This window comes from Sphingomonas kyeonggiensis (assembly GCF_014204495.1).
Taxonomy (GTDB): Bacteria; Pseudomonadota; Alphaproteobacteria; order Sphingomonadales; family Sphingomonadaceae; genus Sphingomonas; species Sphingomonas kyeonggiensis_A.
In genome coordinates this window covers 34,745-60,460 of the sequence record NZ_JACHLN010000002.1, presented here as the reverse complement: position 1 = coordinate 60,460, position 25,716 = coordinate 34,745, and the positions used below count along the sequence as shown (strand labels likewise).

Sequence of the window (25,716 nt, the reverse complement as noted above, 5' to 3'; positions counted from 1 at the left end):
GAACGACAAGAAAGAGCGCGACGGGAAAACCCGCCGCGCTCTTTCCCTATCAGGGCAGCGGCACCGAGGCCGGCGGCAGCGTCGGCGCCGGCTGGCCGTAATTGAACGTGCCGGTGCCGATGCTGATCTTGGTCGTGTCGTTGAAGCCGTTGGCGTCGTCGAGCTCGCTGGCGATGGCGCTGGCCGTGGCCTGGCCCTGGGTGACGTTGATCGTGCCGCCGCCGCTGGCGGAGAGGCGCAGATACTGGCCGTTGCCCGCCTGGCCGGCGATGCCCGAGAAGCTGTTGCCCGAAATGCTGACATTCACCGTCGGGAAGCCACCGGTGTTCTGGTTGTTGTTGACCACGAGCCCGCGGCTGCCGTTGATATTGCGGATCGTGTTGTTGGTGATCGTGACGTTGGTGGTCAGGTTGCCGGTGGCCTGGCCGACCAGGCCGACATTGACCACGATACCCTGCGACGTCTGGATCTGCTGGATCGTGTTGCCGTTGATATAATAGTTGGCGTTCACCCCGCCTTCGTTCGCAATGCTGATGCCGGCACCGACATTCGAACCCGAATTGGTCACGGCGTTGTTGCCGATGATGTTGTTGGTGATCCGGCCATTGACCGTCCGGGTGAACGGCGCGTTGCCGTTCTGGAAGTCGTTGATCGCGGTCGAACGGGTACCGACGAAGGTGTTGTTGTCGATATTGTAGGTCAGCGTCGTCGAGCCCGGGCCAGTCGAGACGTTGATGCCGTTATTGGTGTTGGTGAAGGCCGAGCCGCTGACCTGTACGGTCATGCTGGTACCCGAGCTGTCGGCGAACAGGCCGCTGCCGACGATCGTGGTCGGCGGACTCGCCGCGTTCCAGTTGCCGGTGAAGTTGCTGCCCGAGACGCTGATCCCCATCGCCGACGTGCCGGTGCCGAGGAAGTTGAAGATATTGCCGTGCGGGCTGGTGCCGTTGCCGTTGATGCCGACACCGTTCGACGCGAAGGTCGAGTTGACCACCTGGAAGTTGGTCAGCGTGCCGGTCGAGTTGGTGATCTGCACCTCGAACTCGTTGTTGTTCTGGATCGTCGAGTTGAAGATGCCGGTCGGCCGCGCGCCGCCCGAGGCGGTGCCGGTCAGCTCCGCGATGTTGATGCCCGATTCATCGGTACCGGAGTCGGTGCCATTGCCGCTGATCAGCATGTTGTCGATCAGGAAGCCGTTGATGTTCGAGCCGCCGATGCCGTCACCCAGGTTGTTGGTGACGTTCATATAGGCCAGGCGGACATTCTCGGTGCTGGTCAGGCTGATGCCGTCGCCGCTCGCGTTCTGGATCGTGCCGCCCGAACCTGCCGCGCCGGTGCCGGTGACGTTGATGCCGCCCGACGAGCCGGTGTTGTTCAGGATGATTCCGCTCGACGCCCCGTTCGACGAGATGCTCTGGAAGCGCAGGCCCGACGAACCGATCGTGGTGTTGACGACGTTGAGCGCAGTGCCCGCGCCCGAGCTGATCGTGTTGCCGCTGCCCGCCGTGCTCACAGTGCCGCCGCCGGTGGCGCTGAAGCCCGTGCCGGTGGTGGTGGTGATCGCCAGGCCGCCGTTCGGGAAGCTGATCGTGCCGCCCGTGTTGTTCAGCAGGTTCAGCGCGGTGTTCGCGCCGGTGCTCAGCGTGGTGTTGCCCAGGAAGCTGATCGTGCCCGAATTGACGTTCTGGACGACGATGCCGTTGTTGAGGCCGCCCGTGGCGCTGATCGCGCCCGAGAAGCTGATGTTGCCCGTCTCGTGGTTGTCGACGAACACCACGCTGTTGCCGGTGGTCTTGGTGATCGACGATGCGATGCTGATCCCGCCGGTGCCGTTCAGGATGTAGACGCCGAAGCCGGTCGGATCGTTGGTGGCACCGATCGCGCCAGCCGCCAGGTTCACGGTGTTGGTAGAGCCGTTGATCTCGACGCCGTTGCCGGCAGTGTTGTTGATCGTGACGCTGCCGGCGGTGAACGTACCGTTGCCCGCACCGTTGATCTCGATGCCTTCGTCGCCGGTATTGGCGATCGTCACGGTGCCGAGATTGACGTTCATCGCCGATCCGCCGCCGTAGAAGATACCGTCCGCCGTCGCGCCGGTGGTGCCGGCAATCGAAACGGTGGTGGCGCTCAGCGTGCCGGTGCCATCGACATTGCTGATGTTGATCGCGCTGCCGTTGGTCGAACCGGTGCTGGTCAGCGAGTCGAAGACCAGGCCGAGCGAGCCGACACTGCCGTTCACCAGGTTGAGGATCTGGCCGGTGGCGGTCTGGATCGAATTGCCGGTGCTGTAGACGATCAGGCTGCCGCCGCCGGTGAAGTCGATACCGTTGCCGGTGCCCGACGCGGTGATGTCGACGCCATTGCCGCCCGCCGCCGAGGAGAAGGTGATGTTGGTGCCAGTGTTGCTGGCCAGCGTGACCGCATTGGCGTTCGCCACGGTGTTGAGCGTGATGCTCTGCCCAGTGAAGTTGATCGAGCCGCCGCTGTTGTTGGCTATGTTGATGCCCAGCGCATTGTCGGTGAGGTTGCCCGGAACCGAGATGGCCCCACCGGTGATGTTGGTCACCTCGACCGAGCGACCAGTGACGCCGCTGGTGGCGACGCTGCCGGCATAGTCGAGCGACAGAGTGCCGCCATCGACATCGATGCCGCGCGAGGTGGCGGTGATCGAACCCGCATTGACGGTGACGCTGCCGGTGAGCGTGCCCGCCGTCCGGCTGATCAGGATACCGTTGGTGCCCAGCGTGTTGCTGGCGCTCGTGAAGGTCATGCCCAGCGTCGTCGTGACCGCCGAAGCGTTGCTGATGTCGAAGATCGTACCCGAGCCGGTTGTGATCGTGCTGTTCGGTCCGGTCGCGTTGATCGTGCCACCGCCCGAGATCGTGAAGGCGGTGCCGCTGGTGGTGGTGATGCCCAGCGTCGAGCCGACCGAGCTGAACGCGATGGTGCTGCCCGCATTCGCGCTCAGCGTGACGGCGTTGTTGGCCTGGGTCGACAGCGTGGTGGTGCCGTTGAAGTTGACCGTTCCGCCATTGCTGTTGGTCAAGCTCAGGCCCAGCGCGTTGGCACCGCTCGAGGTGATCGCGCTGGTACCGCCGAACGTCACCGTGCCGGCATCGTGATTGTCGATGCGGACGGCATAGCCGTTGCTGTCGCTTACGCTGCCCGCATAGGTCAGGTTGCTGTTGCTGTCGGTGAGGACGAAGGCGTCGCCCGCTGCGGCATGGGTGATCGACGTACCCGCGCCGAAGCCATAGGTGCCATCCGAACCGTTGACGATGTCGATGCCGGCATCTCCGCCGTTCAGCGTCGTCGTGCCGGTGAAGTTGTAGGTGCCATCGGCGTTGTTGAACTGCAGGCCGGTACCGTTGGTGGCGCTCAGCGTGCCGGTCTGGAAGGTCAGCGTCCCGGCCGAATGGTTGAGGACGTTGACCAGCGCTGCGTTGTTCGCCTGGGTGATGTTGCCGCTATAGGTGACGGCGGCGGTGCTGCCCGAGACGTTGAACGCCGTGCCCGTCGGGCTGGTGATCGACGTACCGGTGCTGAAGTTGAAGGTGCCTCCCGAACCGTTGAGCACGTCGATACCGGCATCGCCACCGTTCAGCGTCGTCGTGCCGTTGAAGTTGTAGGTCGCGTCGGCATTGTCGAACTGCAGGCCGGTGCCGTTGGTGGCGCCCAGCGTGCCGGTCTGGAAGGTGACCGTACCGCCCGAATGGTTGAGGAACGAGACCAGCGCGGCGTTATTCGCCTGGGTGATGCTGCCGCTATAGGTGATCGCGGCGGTGCTGCCCGAGACGTTGAACGCAGTGCCCGTCGGGCTGGTGATCGTAGTGTTCGTGCCGAAGCTGAAGGTGCCGCCCGAGCCGTTTAGGATGTCGATGCCGGCATCGCCGCCGGCCAGCGTCGTGGTGCCGGTGAAGTTGTAGGTGCCGTCGGCATTGTCGAACTGCAGGCCGTTGCCGTTCGAAGCGGTGATCGTGCCGGCATAGGCCAGCGTGCCGGTGACATGGCCGCCGTTGACGCCGAGCGCCGCGCCGGCGCCTGCCTGGCTGATCGAGCTGGTGGAGTCGAAGTTGAACGACCCCGTGCCGCCGGCGATGGTCAGGCCCGCACCGTTGGTGACACCGATATCGACGTTGGTGGCGTTGATCGTGCCGCCCGAGGCACTGAACAGGATACCTGCCGAAGCGCTGTTGATGTTCACGTTGGTGAGCGTCGTCGTGCCGGTGGTGTTGACCAGCGTCATCGACGTGCCCGTGGCGCCATTGCTGGTGACGTTGGTGATCACCGTGCCAGCGGCGTTGAAGAACAGATCCGACGGGTTGTTCGCGAAGACGACATTGTCGACCGTCGTGTTCGTCGACGGGGTGATCTCGATGCCGCGCGTCACGAAGTTGCGGATCGTCATATAGTCGATCAGCGTGTTCGTCGCACCCGCGCCATTGTCCTTGATGCCGCGGTTCGCGGTCGACAGGCCGTCGAGGATGAAGCCGGACAGGTGGTTGTTCGACGCACCCAGCGTGATCACGTTGCTGCCCGCCGCACTGGTGAGCGTCGCCGCGCCATTGCCCGTCGGGTCCGCGATGTTGAACGAGGTGCCGCCCGACAGCAGGATCGTCGAAGGCACCGTGAGCGTGATGTTGATCGGCGCGCTGCCGGTGCCGGCACCACCACCCACGCCGTCGCCGAAGCCGCGAACCTGGACGTCGGATGCCAGCACCAGCGAGTCATTGCCGTTCGAACCGGCCGCGCTGATCGCGCTGCCATTGTTGATCAGGACGATCATGTCCTGCGCCGCCGCGGCCAGCTCGGCCGCTGCCAGCGTCATCGGGTTGGTACCGTCCGCACCGCTGCCATTGCCGCCGCCGGTCGCGCCGTCCGCATCGACGAAGTAGATCTTGTTGAGACCGAAGCCCGCACCCGGGCTGCCCGAGAAGGACACGTCGCGGAAGTCGTAGGTGCCGACGGTCGGCGCGTTGGTGGCGTCGATCGCCGTGGTCGCGGAGATGGTCGAGCCGGTATCGGTGCCAGATTCACCGTCACCATAGGTGAACAGCGCGTTGGTCGAGGCGTTGAGGTAGATGCCGGTGCCGACGCCGGCGATCGAGCTCGAAGCGCCCGACTGGCCGCCCAGCAGGATGCTGGCGCCGCCAAGCGTATTGCGCAGGTCGACACCGATGCTGGTGCCCGCGCCGCCCGAATTGGTGACGTCGAAGTCGCCGATGACGATCGGCGCGGAGAGCGTGGCGCCGTTGAGGTCGAATGCGACCGCGCTGTTGCTGTTCAGGCCGATGTCGAGATCGGTGATCGTCAGGCCGGCACCCAGGATGCCGGTGACGTCGATGCCGCGCGAGGTGATGCCCTGCAGGTTGACCGTACCAAGGCTCAGCGCCGGTGCCGACGTGCCGACACCGTTGAGCAGGATGCCGACCGTCGCGCCATTGGCGGTCACGCTGTCGAAGGTGAAGCCGTTGGCGCCGATGGTCACGTTCTGCAGGCTGAGCGCCGTACCGGTGCCGGTGGTGCTGATCGAGTTGCCGACGCCGCGCACGATGATCGTGCCGCCCGAGCCGGCGCTGAAGCCCGTACCGGTGCTGACGATGTCGAGGCCGTTTCCGCCCGCGCCCATGTTGAAGTCGATCGTGCCGCCGCTGTTCCCGGCCAGCGTGACGCCGGTGCCGGTGGCGTTCAGCGCCAGCGTCTGGCCGGTGAAGGTGATCAGGCCCGAATTGACGTTGGTGACCGAGATGCCACTCACGGTCGACGCCATGTTGCCGCTGAAGGTGACGGTGCCGGTCTCGTGATCGACGACCTGGACGAGGTTGGTGCCGTCAAGTGCCGAGCCGATGGTGACATCGCCCGTGCCGCCGGTGAGCGAGACCGCATAATTGGCCGCGCCGGTGGCGGTGATCGTGCCGGTGCCCAGCGTGACCGGGCCGGTCGAGCCGGCGATGACCACGGTGCTGCCGTTCGCGCCCGAAAGGTCCATCGTGCCGAAGGTCACCGCCGAACCGCTGTTGAGCAGCTCGATGGCGTTGCTGCCGGCAGTACCGATCGTGGTCGCGCCGAAGGTGATCGCGGCGGTGCCGGTGGCCACCTTGATGCCGTCATTGGCCGCACCGCTGGTACCGCCGATATTGACCGTGCCACCATTGAAGGCCGCGCCGGTGAGATTGCTCAGCAGGATGCCGTTATTGGCGACCGTGCCGGTGGCGGTGAGCGCATCGAAGGTGATGCCGCCCGAGCCGCTGGTCACGCCGGTCAGGCCGAGGATCTGGCCGGTGGCGGTGGTGATCGTGTTGCCCGTGCCTTGGACAGCAACCGTGCCGGCGGTCGCGCTGAGGCCGGTGCCGCTGGTGGTGGTGATACCGAGCCCGCCGCCGAGCAGCGACAGCGTGCCGCTGCCGGCCATGCTGAACGCGGTGTTGGTGCCCGTGCTGAAGGTCTTGCTCGCGTTGAGGAAGCTGACATTGCCGGTGCTGGCCGCGTCGACGACCACGCCCGCGCCGCCGGTATGGCTGACCGAACCGGACATGGTGTAGATACCGCCGGCATTGGTGAAGCTGAACGCGGTACCCGACGTGGCCGAGGTGATCGCACCGGCGAGGTTCGCCAGCATGCTGCTGCTGAACACGGACAGCGCCGAGCCGGCGGTCGCATTGATCGTGCCGCCATAGTTCAGCGTGACGCCGGAGCTGGCAGCGATACCGATCGCGGCGGTGGTCGAGCTGGTGGTGCCGCCGATCGAAGCAGCGCCACCGCTAGCGATGGTCGCGACATTGACCGTGCCGCTGGTGACGCCGTTGAGGCGGATGCCGGTCGAGGCACCGTCGATCGTCAGCGACGAGCCCGCCACATTGGCGATGTTGACGGTACCCACCGCGCCCGAAAGGTTGAAGCCGACACCGGTGGTGTCGAGATCGAGTGTGCCGGTGAAGTTGACGCCACCGGTGCCGCTCAGGCCGGACAGCGACACGGCGTTACCGATGCCATCAATGTCCAGGCCGCCGATGTTGAGCGCGCCGGTGAGCGTCACGCCGGTCGCGCTGACCGCAATGCCCGCCGTCGGTGCGGCGGTGATCTGGGCGAAATTCAGCCCCCCCGAACCGATCGTGCCGCCGCTCAGCGACAGAGCCGAGGCATCGCCGGTGTAGATGCCGTTGAAGGCGCCCGTTACGCTGAGCGTCCCGCCACCACTGGTCGTGAGGCCCGCGCCCGTCGCGGTGTAGATCCCCAGGCTGCCGGTGAATTCCACCGTCGCGCCGCTGTTGTTGGTCAGCGAGACGCCCGCACCGGTCGTGAGCGCGCTGTCGAGGATGGTCCCGCCCTGGAAATGGACGTCCAGCGGATCGGCCTGCGCGGTGTTGTTGCGGATAGCGATCGAGGTGTTGATCGCCCCGTTGATGCCGACCGAACCGGTAACCGTGAAGTCGCCCTCCACCTGGTCGAGCAGGATGCCATAGGCGCCGCCAGTCGAGCGAACCGAGCCGAGCACCATGTGAATCGTCAGCGGATCGAGGTTGATCGCGGTGCCGTTGGTGGTGTCGATCGCCCCGCCGGTGGTGCCGAGGAGGAAGTCGTTCGCCTTGGAATTGGCAACGGTCAGGCCGGTGCCGGCATTGTTGGCGATGTTGAGATCGGTGAAGTTCAGCGTGCCGGTGACGTTGGTCAGGCTGAGGCCATCGCCGGTGATGCGCGAAGCCGTGGTGCCGAGCGTCAAGGCGCCGGCGGACACGGCCTGGAGGCCGGCGGCAACCGTGTTGGAATCGAAGGTCAGGTCGTTGAAGATGAACCCGCCGGTCTCCGTCGTGTGCAAGACATTGAGATTGGCCAGCTCGGTAACCGTGAAGGTACCGGTGCCGCTGCCGTCGAGGTTCAGGATGTTGCCGCCGTTCGCGGCAAGCGTGAGGTTGCTCAGCGCCAGCGTGACGTTCGCGGTGTTGTCGTAGATGCGCAGCGCTCCCGCCGCGCCACCCGAGATGCTGCTGTTGCGGATGACGATGGGCGCCGCGGCACCGTTGCCGAGCACGCCCGCGCCAGTGCCCGAATTGGTGATGACGACGCCGTCGATCGTGTTGCCGCCACCCAGCGTGACGGTGGCGTTGGCGCCGCTCGCGGTGAGCGTGGGGGCGCCGGAGCCGGCGAAGGGATTCGAGATCAGGCCGGCCTGGACGTCGAACAGGAGCACATTGCCCGGTGCGCCGCCGTCAACCATGAAGCTGTCGGTGTCGCGGAAGCCGAGCAGCGACTGGCCGCCCGCGAGATCGAGCGAACCGCCTGCCCCCGCCGTGGCGTCGAGCGTATCGCTGCCCCCGGTCGGATCGTTGAGCAGCACGATATAGGTCGCGCCCGACGCCTCCGCACCCGCCAGCGAGCCCGGGTCGGTCAAGGTACCGATGCCGGTCGCGCCCTCGAGCACGAAATAGGCCGAGACGGACAGATTCGTGGTGTCGCCGGTCAGCTTGACGTCGGCGAAATTGTAGGTGCCGGTGCCGCCGTTGAGGCCGGCAATGACGAGCGGGGTGACCGCGGTGATCGCCGAAGCCGCGCCATTGGCGTCGGTGTTCGAGCCGTCGCCGTAGCGGAAGGTGCCGGTGATCGCCGCATTGGTGAGATCGACGCCGATGTTCACGCCGGTGATCGTGCTGCTGCCGCTGATGATGACGTTGCTGGCAGTCGTGCTGCCGGTCATGTCGATGCCGCGGGTGCCGGTGTTCGAGGCACCGGTGATGTCGAGCGTGGCGAAGGTGACGTTGCCGGTCGCGCCGGTCAGGTTCACCGCCGTGGTGTTCGCCGCGAGGCCGGTGATGTCGACATTGCCGAAGGTGAAGGTGCCGGCCGAGCCGCCCAGGATCGCCAGGCGCGCACCGCCGGAGAGGATCAGGTCGCCGAAGCTGTAGGTGCCGTCCGCATCGAAGAAGGAGATGCCGGTGCCGCCGGTGATGTTGAACGTCGCGCCAGTGAAGTCGATCGTCCCGCCGGAATGCGTCCCGATGTCGACTGCGGCAAGGGCGGCAAGCGACTGGCTGATCTGGCCCGAATAGGTGAGGTTGGCGGTCGAATTGCTGACGAACAGCCCCGCCCCCGCCGCGTTGGTGACGCTGGTGCCCGACCCGAAGGTGAAGGTACCCGCCGAGCCGTTGGTGATGCCGATCTGTGCGCCGCCGGTCAGCGTTGCGCTGCCGAAGGTATACGTGCCGTCGGCATTGTCGAACAGGATGCCGTCGCCGCCGCTGACATTGAGCGTGGCGCCGCTGAAGTTCAGCGTGCCGGTCGCATGTGCCGCAACGTTCAGCGCCGCGCCCACCGACTGGTTGACCGTGCCGAGATAGGTCACGCCCGCCGTCGAGCTGGCGACGTTGATCGCCGCGCCGCTCGGGTTGGTGATCGTGGTGCCCGCACCGAAGGTGAAGGTGCCGGCCGAGCCGCCCAGGATGTCGATGCCCGCATCGCCACCGTTCAGCGTGGTCGTGCCGTTGAAGGCATAGGTGCCGTCGGCATTGCTGAAGTTCAGCCCAGTGCCGTTGGTAGCACTGAGATTGCTGGTGCCGGTGAAGGTCACGGTACCCGCGGCATGGCCGCTCACGTCGAGCAGGGCAGACGCACCCGTGACGCTGACGCTGCCGGCATAGGTGAAGTTAAGCGGGCCGGTGGTGGTGCCGATCGTGATCGCCGCGCCAGTCGTGCCGCTGATGCTCGAAGCTGCACCGAAGGCGAAGCTGCCGGTCGTCGTTCCGCCGATGGATATGCCGTTGCCAGCGCCGGTGATGGTAAGGTTGGCCACGTCAAGCGCGCGGCCGCCGATGCCTGCGCCGGTCACATTGAGCGCGGTGATGCCATTGCCGGTGCCCGCATGCGTCACGCCGTCCAGCACCAGATCGATGCTCGTGTCGGTCAGCGAGAGCGCTGCGCCGTTGAGCGTATCGATCGTGCCGGCCGCACTGGTCAGCGTCAGGCCGGTGCCCGTGGCAAGAATGCCGGCGCCGCTCTGATTGTAGATCGCCAGATCGGTAAAGTTGAGTGCGCCCAGCGCGTTCGAGAGATTGACGGCATTGCCGGTGAGCCGCTGGCTGGCGCTTCCCAGGAACAGCGATGCGTCGACGGTCTGATAGCCCGCCGTGGCGAGATCCGCGTCGAACGTCGCGCCGTACAGGTAGGCACCCTGCGACCCGACACCCTGGGTGATCGTGATGTTCGTGAGCTGGGTAACGGTCATGCTGCCGCCGCCCAGGGCGTACAACGCCAGCGGAATCGAATTGCCGGTGGTGGTCAGCACGAGGTTGCTCAGCGCCGCGCTGGCAGCACTGACGCCGCTGGCCAGCTCGATCGCGCTGTCACCACCGGAGATGATGCTGTTGCGGATCGTGACGTTCGCCGCGCCGGTACCATAGATGCCGGTGCCCGCGCCGGTGATCCGCACCCCGTCGATCAGATTGTTGCCGGTGACGCGCACCGTATCGGCGCCGCCACCCTGGGTGGTGGTCAACGTCGGCGCGCCCGATCCCGCGAAGGGATTGGTCACAACGCCCTGGGCAATATTGTAGAGGACGACGTTCGCCGGCGCCCCACCCGGCAGCGAGATCGTGTCGCCGTTGAGGAAGCCGAGCAGCTGCTGGTTGGCGCTGAGGACGACGGTGCCCGTATACGCACCCTTGGTCACGCCTAGCGCGTCGATGGTGTCGTTGCCGCCCGTCGGGTTGTTGAGCAGGATGATGACGTCGCGGTTCGCGTCCAACGCACCCTGCAGGCTGCCCGGGTTGTTGCGCGAGCCGTCGCCGGTACCATTCTCCACAACCCAATAGACCGTAGCCGAGGTCGAGAGCGTGCTGGTGTCGCCCGTCAGGTTCACATCGGCGAAATTATAGGTGCCGATCGCCGCGTTCAGGCCGGTGATCGCGATCGGCACGCCGGTGCTGCTAAGGCTGATCGTCGAGCCCGCGCCGTTCGCGTCGGTGTTCGAGCCGTCGCCGAAGCGGAAGGTGCCGGTGATCGCAGCGTTGGTCAGGTTGACGCCGGTGCCGACGCCGGTGATCGCGCTGCTATCGGTGACGAGCAGGTTGCTGGCGAAGGTCGCGCCGGTCAGATCGATGCCGATCGATGCGGAGTCACCGGTGCCCGCGATGTCGAGCGTGGTGAAGCGGACATCGCCCAGAACATTGCGCGCGTCGAGGCCGGTGCCCGCGCCCAAGCCGGTGATATCGACATTGGCGAACTCGATCGTGCCGCTGCTGCCCGCACCGAGCAGGATGCCGGTACCGGTCGGGTTGGCGATCGTCGCGGTGTTCATGAAGATCACCTGACCGTCGATGTCGGTCAGTTCGATGCCCGTGGCGCTGTTGGCGATCGTGCCGCCGAGCGTCGCGAACCCGCCCGTCAGGCCATTGATGCGCAGGCCCGCACCGTTCGCGCCGGTGATGTTGAAGTTGGCGAGCAGGACGATGCCGGCATTGCCGAGGATCTCGATGCCGTCGCCTGCGGTGCTGGTCGTGGTGACCGAGCCCAGGCTGATCTGCGCGCTGTTGCCGCTCAGCGAGACGCCCGCCCCCCCGGCGGTGGTGCCGCCGATGTTGATGCTCGTGAAGCCCAGGTTGCCGGTGCCGCCGATATTGGCGAGCGAGACGCCCGAACCATCCGAATTCTGCACCGTGACGGTGCCGAAGCTGAGGTTGCTGCCCAGCGTGACGGTATCGATCGCCAGGGCGCGCGCATCGCCGGTCGCGGCAAGGTTCAGCCCGGAGCCGCCCAGCGTCAGCGATCCGCCGCCGACACCGGACAAGTTGAGCACCGCCGCGCCCGTCGTGGAGGTCGAGGAAAGCGTCAGGTTGCTCAGCGTTGCCGAGGCGGCAACACCACCCGAAAGCAGGCTGATCGCACCACCGTTGCCAGCGATGATCGAGTTGGTGATCGAGACATTGGACACGCCGATGCCCGACACGCCGATGCCCGAGCCGCCGATGCGCAGGCCATCAAGCGCCGAGCCGCTGGACAGCGTGACCGTCGCGCCCGCGCCCGTGTTGGTCAGCAGCGCGGCGCCCGAACCCAGATAGGGATTGGTGACGATGCCCGGCGTGATGCCGTAGAGGAACAAATTGGCCGGCGTGCCGCCGCCCACCGCCTGGGTGTCGCCGTTGAGGAAGCCGACCAGGTGCTGGTTGGCGCCAAGCGTCAGCGTGCCTAGGGCGGCGACATCGAGCACGTCCTGCCCGCCCGTCGGGTTGTTGAGCAGCACGATATAGTTCGCGCCCGAAGCCGCGGCCGCCGCCAGGCTGCCCGGATCGGTCTTGGTGCCCGCGCCGGTGGCGTCCTTCTCGACGAAGAAGACGGTGACCGGATTGATCGCCAGGTTGGTGATGTCACCGACCAGATTGACGTCGGAGAAATTGTAGCTGCCGACGGTCTGGTTGAGGCCGCCAATCGCGATCGGCGTGATCGCGTTGATCGTCGAAGCGGCGCCGTCCGCGTCGGTGTTCGAGCCGTCGCCATAGCGGAAGCTGCCGGTGATCGCGGCATTGGTGAGATCCACGCCGGTGCCGACGCCAGTGATCGTGCTGCTGTTGCTGACCGTCAGGCTGCCGGCGAAGGTCGCACCGGTCAGGTCGATGCCGCGCGTACCGGTGGTGGAAACGCCGGTGATATCGAGCGTGGCGAAGGTTACGGTGCCGCCGCTGCTGCGCGCATCGACGCCGGTCTGGTTCGCGCCCAGCCCGGTGATGTCGGTATCGCCGAAGCTGATCGTACCGGTGCTGCCCGCACCCAGCTCGATGCCCGTGCTGTTCGCGATCGTGGTGGCGCCGAAGTTCAGCGTGCCGCCCACGCCGTTGACGAGGATGCCGACGCCGGTGCTGTTCGCGATGCTCGTCGCGCCGACCGTCAGGCTGCCCGAAAGGTTGGAGACTTCAATGCCGTCGGCGGCACCGCTGATCGACGCGCTGCCGATGGTGGCGTTGCCGGTCGTGTTCGAGACACGGATGCCCGAGCCGCCCGCATTGTTCGAGGTCACCGCGCCCACGGTGACGTTGCCGCTGTTGCCGGTGAGGCGCAGGCCGTCCGAGCCGGTGTTCGATACGGTGACTGCACCGAGCGTGACATTGCCGGTGTTGCCCGACACGACGACGCCGACGCCGGCGGTGTTCGTCGCGGTCACCGCGCCGACGGTCACCGTCGCCGAGTTGTTCGCCACGCCCAGGCCGACACCCGCCGTGGCGCCGCCCACAGCGACGTTGCCGATGTTCACCGTACCGCCGGCGACCTGCGTCACCTGCACCGCGGCGATGCCGCCCGCCGCGCCGGTGCTCACCGAGCCGATGCTGAGCGTGCCGACCGTCACGTCATTGGCGACCAGGCCCTGCGCCGTGCCCGTGCCGACGATATTGATGCCGGTACCCGACACGTTGAGCGTCCCCGCCCCCGCGCCGCTCAGGTTCAGCACCGTGCCGCCGCTTGCCGACAGGTTGAGATTGGTGAGCGTGGCCGAAGCCGCGGTGCCGCCGTCGATCAGGCTGATCGCGCCGCCATTGCCCGAAACGGTCGAATTGCGGATGATGACGTTGGACACGCCCGAACCGACGATGCCCACGCCGAGCGCGTCATTATGGATGATCACGCCGTCGACGCGGCTGTCATTCGCCAGGTTGAGCGTCGAGGTGCCGGTGGTGCTCGTCAGGATCGCCGCGCCCGAGCCGGCATAGGTGTTGACGATGCCCGTCGGCCCGAGGTTCGAGACGATCAGGTTCGCCGGCACGGTCGCGCCGGTCACCGCGAAGAAATCAGTGTTGAGGAAGCTGACAATCGACTGGCCGGCCGTCAGGTTCAGCGCGCCGCCGACCAGGACCGAGGTGTCGATGACGTCCTGCCCGCCATTCGGGTTGTTGAGCAGCACGATATACTGCGCGCCCGAGGCTGCTGCCCCCGAGATGCTGCCCGGATCGCTCGCCGTGCCCGCGCCGGTCGCGCCGGCAAGGACGTAATAGGCAGTGAAGCTGCCGCCGGTGATGTTGTTGGTGTTGCCGTCGAGCTGGACGTCGGCGAAATTATAGGTGCCTTGCGTCGCGTTCATGCCCGCGACGACGATCACCGTGTTGGCGGTGATCCGGCTTTCCAGGCCGTCGGCCGCATTGGCGTCGCCGAAGCGGAAGCTGCCGGTGATGTTCGCGTTGGTCAGGTTCACGCCGATGTCGACGCCCTGGATCACGCTCGGATTGCTGATGGTGATCGCGCCCGTATTGGTCGCGCCGGTCAGGTCGATACCGGTCGAGCCGGCGGCGCCGGTACCGGTGATGTCGAGCGTGCCGAAGGTGACGTTGCCCTGCGTGCCGGTCAGGTTGAGGCCGGTGGCGGCGCCGAGGCCGGTGATGTCGACATCGCCGAAGGTCACCCCGCCCGGCACATTGCCGATGACGATGCCGGTACCCGCCGGGCTGGCGATGGTGAGCAGGCCCGAGAAGGTCGTGCTGCCCGCCAGGTTGTTGAGCGACAGCGCCGGCGAGGTCGAGCCGGTGATGGTGGTCGCGCCGGCGAAGGTCACGCTGGAGCCGGCGAGCGAGCCGTTGATCGTGATCGGCCCGGCGCCGCTGATCGCGCCGGTGAAGCGGATCGCGCCGCCGACGTTGAACAGCGAGACGAGCGGGCCTGCGCCCGCATCGGTGATGGTCGCACCGAAGTTGAGCCCGATCGTGCCGCCGCTGCCGGCCACGCCGGACTGGCCGACCTGCACCGAGGCGCCGCCGCTATTGGTGATCGCGCCGCCGCCGATCGTCACCAGGCCGGTCGAGCCGCCGGTGATGTAGAGGCCCTGCTGGCCGCTGTTGGTGATGGTCAGCGTGCCGATGGTCAGCGCGTTGCCGCCGGTGCCCGAGCCCTGGACGTTGCTCAGGATGATGCCCGCGCCCGCCGCGCCGATCGAGCGCACGGACGAGAAGGTCAGGTCGATGAACAGCGGGTCGAGGTTGAGCGCGGTGCCGGCGGTGGTGTCGACCGTGCCCGCGGCGTTGCTGAGCGTGAAGGTGCCGGACTTGGTGTTGGCGACCGTCAGGCCGGTGCCGCCGTTGTTGGCGATGTTGAGGCTGGTGAAGCTGAGCGCGCCATCGACTTCGGTCAGCGTGACGCCGGCGCCGCCGACGCGCGCGGTGGTGGTGCCCACCTGCATGGCACCGGCATTGACTGCCTGGACGCCCGCCGCGGTGCTGGAATCGAACGTGACATAGCGCGCCGCGAAGCCGCCGGTCTCGCCATTGCCGCCGGCGATGTTGATGCCGGAGAGCCCGGCCACGGTGACGGTACCCGCACCCGAGCCGTCGATGTCGAGCACCGTGCCGCCGGTCGCCGATAGGGTCAGGCTCGACAGGGTGGTGGTCAGGTTGCCGCCGGCATCGTTGATGTCGATCGCGCCCGCGCCGCCGCCGATGGTCGAGTTGCGCAGGGTGACGTTGCTGCCGCCGTTGACGACGACGCCCGCGCCGGCACCGCCCCGGATGGTGATGCCGTCGATCACCACCGCGCCGGTGGTGTTGTTGAGCGTGAGGCCGGCCGCGCCGGTATTCTCGATGGTCACGCGCTCGAGTGCGAAGCCGCCGACTCCGTTCGCGAGGATGCCCGAGCCGCTGCCGCGGACGGTGACGTCGCGCACCACCGAGCCCTGGCCGAGCGTCACCGCCGCGCCGCCGGCGTTGCTGCCGACGATCACGCCGTTGGTGCCGCCGAAGTTGAAGGCGCTGACCGAACCGTCCGAATGGCGCACGCTGACGCTGCTGGCGCCGCCGACGAGATACTGGTTGGTCGCGAGCGTGACGCCGGTGCTGGCGATGTTGCCGGCATTGCCGAGCGCGACGACGATGCCGTTCGCGCCCGCCCGCGTAACCGCGTCGCTCAGCGTTGTGGTGGCGGTGCTGGTGCCCGCTGCACCGGCCGTGCCCGAGCCGCTGGTGAAATAGACGCCGCCGAACGCCACGCCGGTGCGCGCATCGACTGCGAAGCTGGTGCTGGTGAGATCGGTGTAACGCGTGCCCGACGGCGTCACATAATCGCGACGCAGCCGTTCGCCCATCTGGCGATCGAGGCCGCTGTTACCGGCGCTGCGATCGCGCGAACCGCGCCCGAGCGGGATCGACAGCCGCACGGTACCGCGCGCCTGGGTGCCCCAGCGATTGTCGTTCTGCAGCTCCGCGCCCAGCGAGAAGCGCCCGCCGGTGCCCAGCGGATCCTCGATGCCGAGCTCGAGCCCGCCGCGGACGCCGCGATAGGCCTTGCTCGCCGCGTCGGCGCGATAGTCGAAACCGGCGCCGGACGCGCGCACGCTGAGCCGCTTGCCGAGCGGCAGCGTCGCGCCGATCTCGGCATTGGCGCCGGCAAGCGGCACTTCCTCGAGACGCCAGCCGCTCTTGCGCTCGATCAGCCGGTTGTTCTCGATCGAGAGCACGCCGGCCGGGCTGGCATTGGGATCGACATAGCCGATCGTGCGGCGACGATTGACCGGCAGGCGATAATTGACATGCAGGTCGAACACCGAGGTGAAGCCCTCGAGCCCGAACGACACCGCGGTCTGGTCACGCGAAGTGATGTCGGTCTTGTAGAAGTCGACGCCGGCATTGACGCCGATCGCCACATCCTCGCCGATCTTGCCGCGTCCGCCGATCGTTATCGATCCGTTGCGGTCATAGCGCTCGTCGGTGCCAATACGCCCGGCGACGAACAGCAGGTTCGAGTCGTTCTGCGCAACCGGCGTGAAAAGCTCGAAGGAGACCTGGCTGCTGCCGTCGGCCGCGCGGGCATCGACTTCCGCCCGCGGCTGCCAATTCGGGGTCTTGTCCTGCGCCTGCGCTTGCACGCCAGGTGCCCAGGCCAGCGCTACACCACTAAGGCAAGTGGACAGCAGCAGGCGGCCACGGTTCAGCTTCTGCACGGACAATCTCCCCCGATCGGCGTGCAAACCCTGACATCGGCGTTCGTGCCAATGACTCGACGAATGGATTGTGACGCCTGGTTAACGGCTACCATTCCAGGCTTCAGGTCTCAAGCTATCTAATACGTAGTGTTCCGGAAGACATCGCGTCATTGCGGGGCAGTGCCGCACCAAGCCCTATGGTCAGGCTCTTTCGTTTCGGTTAGGTCTTGATCCGGGATGTTCGGGGGAGACTAGCGTTGGCAGAGCCATTTATGTCGGAAATCCGGCTGATGTCGTTCAGCTTTGCACCCAAGAACTGGGCGCTTTGCAACGGCCAGTTCTTGCCGATCAATCAGAATCAGGCGCTGTTCTCGCTGCTAGGCACAACCTATGGCGGCAATGGCCAGACGACCTTCGCCCTGCCGGACCTGCGCGGGCGCGTGCCGATCCATGTCGGCAACGGCCATTTCCTGGGTGATCGCGCCGGCGAGGAAGCGCACACGCTGAGCATCAGCGAGATTCCGACCCATGTGCACTTTCTCCAGGCGTCGAATGCCAACGGCAACGCGGTGAACCCAAATTTCGGCGGCACCGGCTATGTGCTCTCGGCCGAGCCGGGCAACGCCTATGCGACGGGCTTCACGCCAAGTGCGGTCGCGCTGAACGCCGGCACCGTCGCCAATAACGGCGGCAGCCAGGCGCATCAGAACATGCAGCCGTTCCTGACGCTCAGCTACTGCATCGCCCTTTCGGGCATCTTCCCGTCCCCGAACTGAGGAAAGCTCCATGGCACAGCCTTATGTCGGCGAGCTCCGCATCTTCGCCGGAAACTTCGCTCCCGCAGGATGGATGTTCTGTGAAGGACAGCTCTTGCCGATCTCCGAGAACGAGACGCTGTTCAACCTGATCGGCACCACCTATGGCGGCGACGGGCAGAGCACCTTCGCCCTGCCCGATCTGCGCGGACGCCTGGCGATCCATCAGGGCACCGGCAGCAGCGGCACCAGCTACTTGCTCGCCGAGACCGGCGGCGCCGAGGAAGTGACCCTGTCGATCAACCAGATTCCCGCGCACAGCCATCCCATGCTGGGCGCATCCGGCAACGGAACGCAGGCCAATCCGAAGAACAACGTTCTCGCCAGCTCCACGCTGGTGAAACTCTACTCGGGCGAGGCCGCGGACACGGCGATGTCCGCCTCCTCGATCACATCGATCGGCAGCAGTCAGCCGCACACCAATTTCCAGCCCTATCTCTGCCTGAACTACATCATCTCGCTGTTCGGCATCTTCCCGAGCCAGAACTGAGAGGAACGCACCATGGCCGATCCCTTTGTCGCCGAGATCCGTATCTTCCCGTTCAACTTCGCGCCCAGGGGCTGGGCGTGGTGCGACGGGCAGCTGCTGCCGCTCTCGCAGAACACCGCGCTCTTCTCGCTGCTGGGCACCACCTATGGCGGCAACGGCAAGAGCACCTTCGCGCTGCCCGACATGCAGGGCCGCGCGCCGATGCATCCCGGACAGGGTCCCGGTCTCTCCTTGCACGATCTGGGCGAGACCAGCGGCTCGGAAACGGTGACGCTGCTCGAATCCGAGATCCCGAACCACTCGCATACCCTGCGCGCCTCGGTAGAGGATGCGACCCAGGGGACGCTTGCGAACGGCGTTTCGCTTTCCACCAGCAACGGTGGCTCGCTCTACCAGACCACGACCAACACCAACCTGGTCACGATGTCACCCCAGGCGCTTTCGGCAGCCGGTGGCAGCGCGCCGCACAACAACATGCAGCCCTATCTGACCTTCTATTTCTGCATCGCGATGCAGGGCGTGTTCCCGCCGCGCTCCTGACCGTACGCACGCGATCATGCCCCCGCCCCTCCGCGCCGCCGCGCGTTTCGATCTGTCGTATCGGCCGTTCGTGGAGGGCGATTTCGGTTTTGTCGAAGCGCTCTATTTCTCCACGCGGGAAGAAGAGCTGGCGCTGAGCGACTGGCCGGCGGAACAGAAGCGCGCGTTCCTGACCCAGCAGCACAGCGCCCAGCACCATCACTACGTCACCTATTATCCGAACGCCGAGCGGCTGATCCTCGAGCGGGATGGTGCGGCGATCGGCCGGCTCTATGTCGATGCGTGGACACACGAGCTACGCATCGTCGACATTTCGCTGATGCCCGCGGCGCGCGGCCACGGCCTGGGCGAAGCGATATTGCGCGACCTGATCGAATGGGCCGCCGGCCAGGGCAAGGGCGTCTCGATCCATGTCGAGAAATTCAATCCCGCGCGGCGCCTCTATCAGCGGCTCGGCTTCGTCGTCACCGAGGACAAGGGCATTTACGAGCTGATGGAACTCGGCACGCCGCGTGCCGCCGTACCGGCCTAGAAGAAGACTGCCTCGTACCGGATGCCGCCCGCCGGATCGAACCCGATCGGCACAATGAAGATGTCGTGCATCGCATCCCCGACCGGGAAGGCGTAGATTGCCTGGGGGAGCCGCGGTTCGGACGGTCCGAGGAACTCCAGACGGAAACCGCCCTCTTCGCGCGCCGCCTGGGGCAATTCCTGCACCTTCGCGAGTGCGAGCTGCTGCGCGCCGACTTCCGTTTCGATGACGAAAGCCTCGCCGATCCGGTCCGCGAAATCGGCCAGCGTGAGCGGCGCGGAGGTCCCCGGCGAAGCGGCATCGAACGTCATGTCGTCAATCCTCCCAAGCCGCATGCGCGCGACATTTCCTGCTATAGGCAGGCCATGCCGGTCTGGCCAATCCCGCGTTGGGCCGGTGCCCCATAATTCACGGGTGCAGTATCCGCACCGAAATGGTAGGAAGGCCGCTCGGGGGAAAGGTCCGTGCAGAGCGTCGCACTCGGGCCTGGCCGCAAGAAAAGCGGAAACAATGACTTACAGCTCGCGTCGAAGCTTCGTGGTTGGGGGTGTGATTGCAGCCGGGGCCGGAGTCGCCGGATGCAGCGGTGGCGGTGGCAGTTCCAGCACTGGCAGCGTCGTCACGCCTGTCGCCGAGGCAACGCCCAGCGGGCCGGTGCTGACCGCATCCGAGATGAGCGACTGGCAGAAGCTGCTCGGTTCCTCCTTCGTGATCACTACTAGCAGCGGCAAGGTTACCGCCACGCTCGCCAGCCTGGAGCAGATCGTGGATGCCTCGCGTCCCGCCAATCTGGCACGGCACCTGGGCTTCTTCGCGACCTTCCAGATGGCGCTCGGCCAGGTACCCGCCGGCCAGAAGACCTACCAGCTGTCGCACGCGACCAAGGGCAGTTTCGATCTGTTCCTTGGCATGCCCGGACAGAGCAATGGCCAGGGCGTCATCACCGCCCTGCTCAACTAGCCCAGAGAAACTATCGGCTTGGCCGCATGGGCGATGGCCCACCAGCGGAGAAAAAGGGCGCGCCCGATTGCGGACGCGCCCTTTTTCCTGCCTCGATACTGGCGGGTCAGAAACGGAAGCCGACGCCCCCCAGGACCTGATTGCGCGAGAAGCCGCCGGAATAATTTGAGTAGCGATACTCGCTGGTCAGGAAGAACTGCCGGGTAACATCATATTCGACGCCGGCGCCGAGGCGGAAGCCCGAGCGATCATCATGGCTTTCGATGGCGGTCGCGGCACCCGCGTTGGTGCTGGTGAGACGATCGCCGAAACGGGCATTGGTGTAGCCCGCCTTGCCATAGACCAGCACCCGTGGCGCCGCGACATAGCCGATGCGGCCGCCTACATAGAAATCGCGGTCGCCACGCTCGCACAGCCGGCCACTGGCCTGGGTGAAGCACGACTTCTGGGTGGTGCCGGTCACTTCGGCTTCGGGTGCCAGGCGCAGGTCACCCACCGCCACGTCATAGCCGGCGGTGCCGCCATAGACGAAACCCGAACCATCCTCGCCGCGGTGATCGACGCGGTCCCAGCCACCGGTGACGGCAACGCGGGCGCCGGTGAACGGAGCGCTGTCCTGCGCCATTGCGGGCGCCGCGACTGCGACGGATGCCAGCACAATGGCGGGAGCGATGAACTTCTTGAACATATGAGCCTCCTTTTCAATCCGATCAGCCGGTGATCGATGGAGGCGAGCTAGGGACGAAATCCCGGGAGCATCAGGCTACAAAAGTATTAGATACCCTTAGTAACACTCGGATTATCCGAAGGTATTATCCAGAAAGAGAGCCAAGTGCCGCAGCTCGGCGAGCCGAACATGGGCAGATGCATATCATCGTATAATGGCGGGAGCACATGATCCGGGCGAAGCTCTCCCTCGCCCTCCCCCGGGCATCCTCTCCTGAACTTGCGGGCGGTTCCATTGGAACCGCCCTTCCTTTGCGCCGGTCATTCAGTGAAGTCGAACGATCCCCGGCCAACCGCAATCAGCGCCTCCATGTCCGCCATATGGGCGATCGCAGGCGCCGCCTCGGGCAGCGCCTCGGCGGTGCGCACCCGCGCGCCTTCGGTGAGCGTGCGGTGCACGGGGCAGCGGTCGGCGATCTCCAGCAGCCGGCCACGCTGCTCCGGCGTGATCTCGCCTTCGAACTTGATCCGACGAGAGAAGACGTCCGGCGGGTTCTGCCCTTCCTCGCGGCGATGCCCGACCGCCGTGCAATGCACGCGCACCGGCCAGCCCTTGCGATCGGCGTAGAGCTGAAGCGTCATCGTCGTGCAGGCAGCAAGCGCGGCGGCGAGCAGCTGGTAGGGCGTGGGGCCGGTGCCAAGGCCGCCAACCTCGACCGGTTCGTCCGCCGTGAAATGCGCGCCACCGGCCGATATTTCCAGCTGGAACCGCCCGGCCCCGCTCTTGGTGGCGACAGCCTCGTCGAGCGTCTCGTTCGTCTGCATCCACTTCACCTCGTTGTTGCGGCCCGGCAGCGGGATCCCTTCCGACAGGCGTGGCTAATCCTGGCGCCGGGCCCGGCGCCAGGTAACCACCAGCACGTCCCGGCAAGCGGAAAGGGCCGGGTCCAGCGCGTGGATCGCGGTAACGCCGTGCCGGATCCGGCGATCATCAAGCAATACTGCCTCGCCCGGGGTAACCAGCGTAAAGCTGTCCCGCCGGCCCGCCTCGTCGATGATATGGGTGGTGCCGGCCTCGACATTGCGCCGGTCGACCAGCATGACGAGCACCCAGTCCACCCCGTCGCGGTGCATGCCCTCGGGCGTCGGCTGCCCCGCCTCTCCGCCCAGCGCCTCGATCCGGAACTGGTGGAATTCGCCGTCCCAGCGCTGTTCAGGATCGCCATCAAGCGCCGAGAATAGCGGCGTGCACAGGGCAAACAGGTTGCGCGTGATCGGAAGCTCGACCAGCGCATCGGTCGCAGGCGCGAACCAGCGCTGGGTGTCGCCGTTCAGCGGGTTATAGTCGATGCTCTGGAAATGCGGCTGGTGCGGCTTGCGCACCGCCCGCGCGCCCTGGAAGGTGAACGCAGCATAGCGCCGACGACGATAGCGGCCGCCGTCCGCCATATACTCGTCCTGGGCGAGATCGTCCCAACTCGCCGCGAAGCGCGCGAATTCCGCCGGGTCGGCGGCATGCGCCATCGCGCGGAAATCCGCGGCATCGACATGCACATAGCCCTTGTCGGCAAGCTGCTGCGCCAGCCCGGCGCCTGGTCCCGCAATTGCGCTGAAATCCATGCCTCGTCCCGTTCGTGCGGCTTCCATGCGCCCATGCCCGGCGCACCGCAAGCCAGACTTCGGTCACAGGGATCGCCCCACCCGACCAGCGCCGCGAAAATGCCGCCCGGGCCGCATGCCGTCAGCACATTCGCTGGTCATCGCAAGGCGCGGACCTCATCGTCCTTGCCCGTCATTTCCCAGCGGATCAGCGAGATCGGGATCGAACCGGCAGCACGGAAGCGATCATGGAACGACTTGATGTCGAACCTGTCGCCTTCCTGCATCGCGACATCGGCGAGCAGCTTCTCCAGCTCGACCTTGCCCATATAATAGCCGATGCCATAGCCGGGCTGGCGCAAATAGAGTTCGATATCGAACTGGGCGACCGCGTCCCCCGGAGCCATCCATTTGGGGGTGCGCGAGACCAGCGAGGCGTTGGCCTGCTGCCAGGTCCATTCGTTCGCCTGCATCTTCAACTCGGGCAGGATGCGCGCGGCACGCTTGGCGCCGAGGATATAGTCGATCTCGCGCGCCTTGGGGCGATCCTCGAGCATGCCCGACTGGATCAGGAACTCCTCGAGGTAGAAGGCCCAGCCTTCGTTGCGCAGGCCGTTGACGAAGAACAGCCGAGACTGGCCGCGCACCGGCCGCGTGTCGCGCGCCGCCTGCAGCGCGTCAAAGGCATGGCCCGGCAGGTTGTGCGCGCGCAGCGGACGGCCGTCGCGGAACTCGGCCTGGAAGAAGAAGTGGAGATGCTGCGGCGGATCGAACAGGCCCGGCTTGGACGGATCCTTTTCAAAGGGGAACTGGTACGGCCCCTCCTCCGGGTCATGCTTCACATAGTCCGGGATCGTCACCCACTGGCCATCGCGCAGGAACCTGAGCAGGTCCTCGTCCTCTTGCCTGCGCTTGGAGTCGAACTCGGCGCGGGTCTTGACCGGCTCGGGCATCGGGATCGCCCGGTTGCGATGTTCCTCGATCTTCAGGAACGCGAGCTGCCGCTGATATTCGCGCTCGCCGATCACCCGGATTTCGTCGGGCGTATAGGGCAGCAGCAGCACATGCTTGAGATACCAGGCATAGTTCTCAGCGCCGACACCGCCATAAGCGGGCAGCCCGGCCTCGATGCCCTCGAGCCAGGCCTTGAACTCGGCCGCCGCGGCCTGGGCGCGCTTCGCCGGCGCGACGAGCGAAGGCTGGAGCTTCGCCGCCTGGGCGGCCAGCTCGCCATAGACGTTCACCTCGACCTGCTTCTGGACGATCGCCAGCCTTGCGAGATCGCCCCGCGCATCGGTGAGGTTTGCGCGCGCCTGGCGCAGGGCTTCCGGCACCGCGTCGAGCTTCGCCGCCAACACCTCGGCCTTGTCCCTGGCGATCGGCAGTTTCGGAATGGCTATGGCGCCGTGCATCTTCGGACCGAAGCCGAGATTGGTGGTGCTGTAGAAGGCGGGGTCGCGCTTCCAGGGCTGCATCACCCGGTGCTGGAACTCGAGCCCGCGCATCTCGACGAGCACGACCATGTAATCGACGCGCTGCGGGACCGGCCATTTGCTGTCGTCGATCGCTGCCAGCCGCGCCTCGAAGCGCTGCAACTCGGCATAGTGGCGGGCCATCGTCGCGGGCGAATAGTCGGGCACCCCCTTGACCATCGGCGGCGGCACGAAGGCGCGGAATTCGTTGTAGAGCGCGACCAGCGCGCCATAGCCCTGTGCAGCGGGGGTTTCCGCCTGGGCATGTGCGGGCGGCGCGATAGGGATCGGAAGCGCCGGCAAGGCCAGTAAGACGGCGGCAAGACCCAGACGCTTCTTCATCCTATTTTCTCCCCGAATTGAAACCTGTCGTCACCCCGGTCTCGAGCCGGGGGCCCGCTCTTTCTCGCGACCGGAGGCAGCGGGACCCCGGCTCAAGGCCGGGATGACGAGGAAATGCGCCTCATAGCGTGTTGAAGAACCGCCCCAGCCGCTCCATCGCCTCGGCCACCCGCGCCTCGGACTCCGATCCGAAGCAGACGCGCAGATGCCCTTCCCCGCCCGGCCCGTAGAAGCTGCCGGACTCGACCACGACATGCGCTTCCTTGAGGATCGCCATGGCGAGGTCCTGAGAGGAGCGGCCGGTGCCGCTGATGTCCGGAAAGGCATAGATCGTGCCCTCGGGCTCGGCGCAGGTGACGCCGGGCATCTGATTCAGCGCCTGGACGACGATGTCGCGCTTGCGGCGATCGGCCTCGACCATCGCCAGCATCGCATCCTGCGGTCCCTCGACCGCTGCACGCGCGCCCTCCTGGATGAAGACGTTCACATGGGTCACGTCGGTCATCGTGATGCGCATGATCGCGGGCATCAGCTTCGCATCAGCGGTCAGATACCCGATCCGCCAGCCGTCCATCGAATAGGCCTTGGTGAAGGCGAAGCAGGTGATCGTCCGCTCGCGCATGCCGGGCAGGCTGGCGATGCTGACATGCTCCGCCTTGCCATAGGTGATGTACTCGTAAACCTCGTCGGACAGCACCAGCAGGTCATGCTCGATCGCCAGATCGGCGACATGCTGCAGCTCCTCGCGGCTATAGACCCGGCCCGTCGGGTTGGCCGGATTGACCAGTACGATCATCCGCGTGCGATCGGTGATCTTCGCTTCGATCTTCTCTTTCGAGATCGCGAAATTGTCCGCCTTGTCGAGCCCGGCGATCACCACCTTGCCGCCCGCCAGCTCTGTCTTGCCGATATGCTGGGGATAATAGGGATCGAGCAGGATCACTTCGTCGCCCGGATCGATCGCGGCCATGAAGGCGGCGAAGGAAGCATGGGTGAGCCCGTTGCACACCAGTACCTCGTCGACGCCGTAGTCGAGCTTGTTGAACTCGGTGAGCTTCTTCACCAGCGCCTGGCGGAAGGAGAGCGTGCCGCGGAAATCGCCATAATGGACGATGCCGGCATCGAGCGCCGCCTTGGCGGCCTCCTTGATGTGCAGCGGCGTATCCGCGTGCGGCCGGCCGAACTCGAGATGGATCAGATCCACCCCCGCCGCATCCAGCTTGGACGCTTCGTCATACATGCCGAAGCTCTTCTTCGATCCGCCCGTAAGGCGCTGTGCCGGCCACTTCATTCTCGACCCCTTCGCGACTCTGATAACCGTGAATAATTGCGTGATATATGATATTTCAAGCTTGAAATTTCATACTTGAAGCATTTAGCCTGGCGGCGTTAGATTGAGACGGACTGGAGTCGCGGCGATG

At 66.1% G+C, this 25,716-nt stretch carries 12 protein-coding genes; 5 read left to right on the top strand and 7 right to left on the bottom strand.

All coding sequences use genetic code 11. The annotated features are described in order from the left end of the window. Window positions 1-49: 49 nt before the first annotated feature. Entirely contained in the window at window positions 50-16,897 is a 16,848-nt protein-coding gene (locus HNP52_RS08095) for a right-handed parallel beta-helix repeat-containing protein (protein WP_184165276.1), read from the bottom strand. Between the two features lie 239 nt (window positions 16,898-17,136). Between HNP52_RS08095 and HNP52_RS08090 the strand changes: the two genes are divergently transcribed. The 4 genes from HNP52_RS08090 to HNP52_RS08075 are packed head-to-tail and all read left to right on the top strand — an operon-like array spanning window position 17,137 to window position 19,256. Next, the gene (locus tag HNP52_RS08090; RefSeq protein WP_184165273.1) at window positions 17,137-17,655 is read left to right on the top strand and encodes a phage tail protein; all 519 of its coding nucleotides are present in this window, start codon (window positions 17,137-17,139) and stop codon (window positions 17,653-17,655) included. A 10-nt stretch (window positions 17,656-17,665) separates the two neighbouring features. Beyond that, window positions 17,666-18,184 carry a phage tail protein gene (locus HNP52_RS08085; RefSeq protein ID WP_184165270.1) on the top strand — a complete coding sequence of 173 codons (519 nt, stop codon included), beginning with the start codon at window positions 17,666-17,668 and terminating at the stop codon, window positions 18,182-18,184. Between the two features lie 12 nt (window positions 18,185-18,196). Then, window positions 18,197-18,724, top strand: a complete 528-nt coding sequence (locus HNP52_RS08080) for a phage tail protein (protein WP_184165267.1) — start codon at window positions 18,197-18,199, stop codon at window positions 18,722-18,724. Window positions 18,725-18,740: 16 nt separating this feature from the next. Next, window positions 18,741-19,256: a GNAT family N-acetyltransferase gene (locus HNP52_RS08075; RefSeq protein ID WP_184165264.1), complete on the top strand. Its 516-nt coding sequence runs from the start codon at window positions 18,741-18,743 to the stop codon at window positions 19,254-19,256. On the opposite strand, the gene HNP52_RS08070 is transcribed toward HNP52_RS08075, so the two are convergent. After that, entirely contained in the window at window positions 19,253-19,567 is a 315-nt protein-coding gene (locus HNP52_RS08070; protein WP_184165262.1) for a DUF6916 family protein, read from the bottom strand. The genes HNP52_RS08075 and HNP52_RS08070 overlap by 4 nt on opposite strands. Window positions 19,568-19,805: 238 nt before the next feature. Between HNP52_RS08070 and HNP52_RS08065 the strand changes: the two genes are divergently transcribed. After that, window positions 19,806-20,216, top strand: coding sequence for a DUF6916 family protein (locus HNP52_RS08065; protein WP_184165259.1), 411 nt, complete (start codon window positions 19,806-19,808; stop codon window positions 20,214-20,216). A 106-nt stretch (window positions 20,217-20,322) separates the two neighbouring features. Here the strand turns inward: HNP52_RS08065 and HNP52_RS08060 are convergent, their stop codons facing one another. The 5 genes from HNP52_RS08060 to HNP52_RS08040 form a co-directional block, all read right to left on the bottom strand. Then, window positions 20,323-20,904 (bottom strand): outer membrane protein, encoded by a 582-nt coding sequence (locus HNP52_RS08060; RefSeq protein ID WP_184165256.1) that lies wholly within the window; start codon window positions 20,902-20,904, stop codon window positions 20,323-20,325. Window positions 20,905-21,203: 299 nt separating this feature from the next. Beyond that, a complete protein-coding gene (locus tag HNP52_RS08055; protein ID WP_184165253.1) occupies window positions 21,204-21,707 on the bottom strand; it encodes an OsmC family protein in 504 nt (167 codons plus the stop codon). 54 nt (window positions 21,708-21,761) lie between these two features. Next, window positions 21,762-22,502, bottom strand: a complete 741-nt coding sequence (locus tag HNP52_RS08050) for a 2OG-Fe dioxygenase family protein (protein ID WP_184165250.1) — start codon at window positions 22,500-22,502, stop codon at window positions 21,762-21,764. Window positions 22,503-22,639: 137 nt separating this feature from the next. Beyond that, entirely contained in the window at window positions 22,640-24,295 is a 1,656-nt protein-coding gene (locus HNP52_RS08045; protein ID WP_184165247.1) for a DUF885 family protein, read from the bottom strand. Window positions 24,296-24,416: 121 nt separating this feature from the next. After that, window positions 24,417-25,586 carry a pyridoxal phosphate-dependent aminotransferase gene (locus HNP52_RS08040; RefSeq protein WP_184165245.1) on the bottom strand — a complete coding sequence of 390 codons (1,170 nt, stop codon included), beginning with the start codon at window positions 25,584-25,586 and terminating at the stop codon, window positions 24,417-24,419. Window positions 25,587-25,716: the final 130 nt, after the last annotated feature.

What these genes read in the sequence shown, in the direction of transcription:
- HNP52_RS08085 (WP_184165270.1), top strand. Translation starts at nt 17,666, where the DNA reads ATGGCACAGCCTTATGTCGGCGAGCTCCGCATCTTCGCCGGAAACTTC.
- HNP52_RS08080 (WP_184165267.1), top strand. Translation starts at nt 18,197, where the DNA reads ATGGCCGATCCCTTTGTCGCCGAGATCCGTATCTTCCCGTTCAACTTC.
- HNP52_RS08075 (WP_184165264.1), top strand. Translation starts at nt 18,741, where the DNA reads ATGCCCCCGCCCCTCCGCGCCGCCGCGCGTTTCGATCTGTCGTATCGG.
- HNP52_RS08070 (WP_184165262.1), bottom strand. Translation starts at nt 19,567, where the DNA reads ATGACGTTCGATGCCGCTTCGCCGGGGACCTCCGCGCCGCTCACGCTG.
- HNP52_RS08060 (WP_184165256.1), bottom strand. Translation starts at nt 20,904, where the DNA reads ATGTTCAAGAAGTTCATCGCTCCCGCCATTGTGCTGGCATCCGTCGCA.
- HNP52_RS08055 (WP_184165253.1), bottom strand. Translation starts at nt 21,707, where the DNA reads ATGCAGACGAACGAGACGCTCGACGAGGCTGTCGCCACCAAGAGCGGG.
- HNP52_RS08050 (WP_184165250.1), bottom strand. Translation starts at nt 22,502, where the DNA reads ATGGATTTCAGCGCAATTGCGGGACCAGGCGCCGGGCTGGCGCAGCAG.
- HNP52_RS08045 (WP_184165247.1), bottom strand. Translation starts at nt 24,295, where the DNA reads ATGAAGAAGCGTCTGGGTCTTGCCGCCGTCTTACTGGCCTTGCCGGCG.
- HNP52_RS08040 (WP_184165245.1), bottom strand. Translation starts at nt 25,586, where the DNA reads ATGAAGTGGCCGGCACAGCGCCTTACGGGCGGATCGAAGAAGAGCTTC.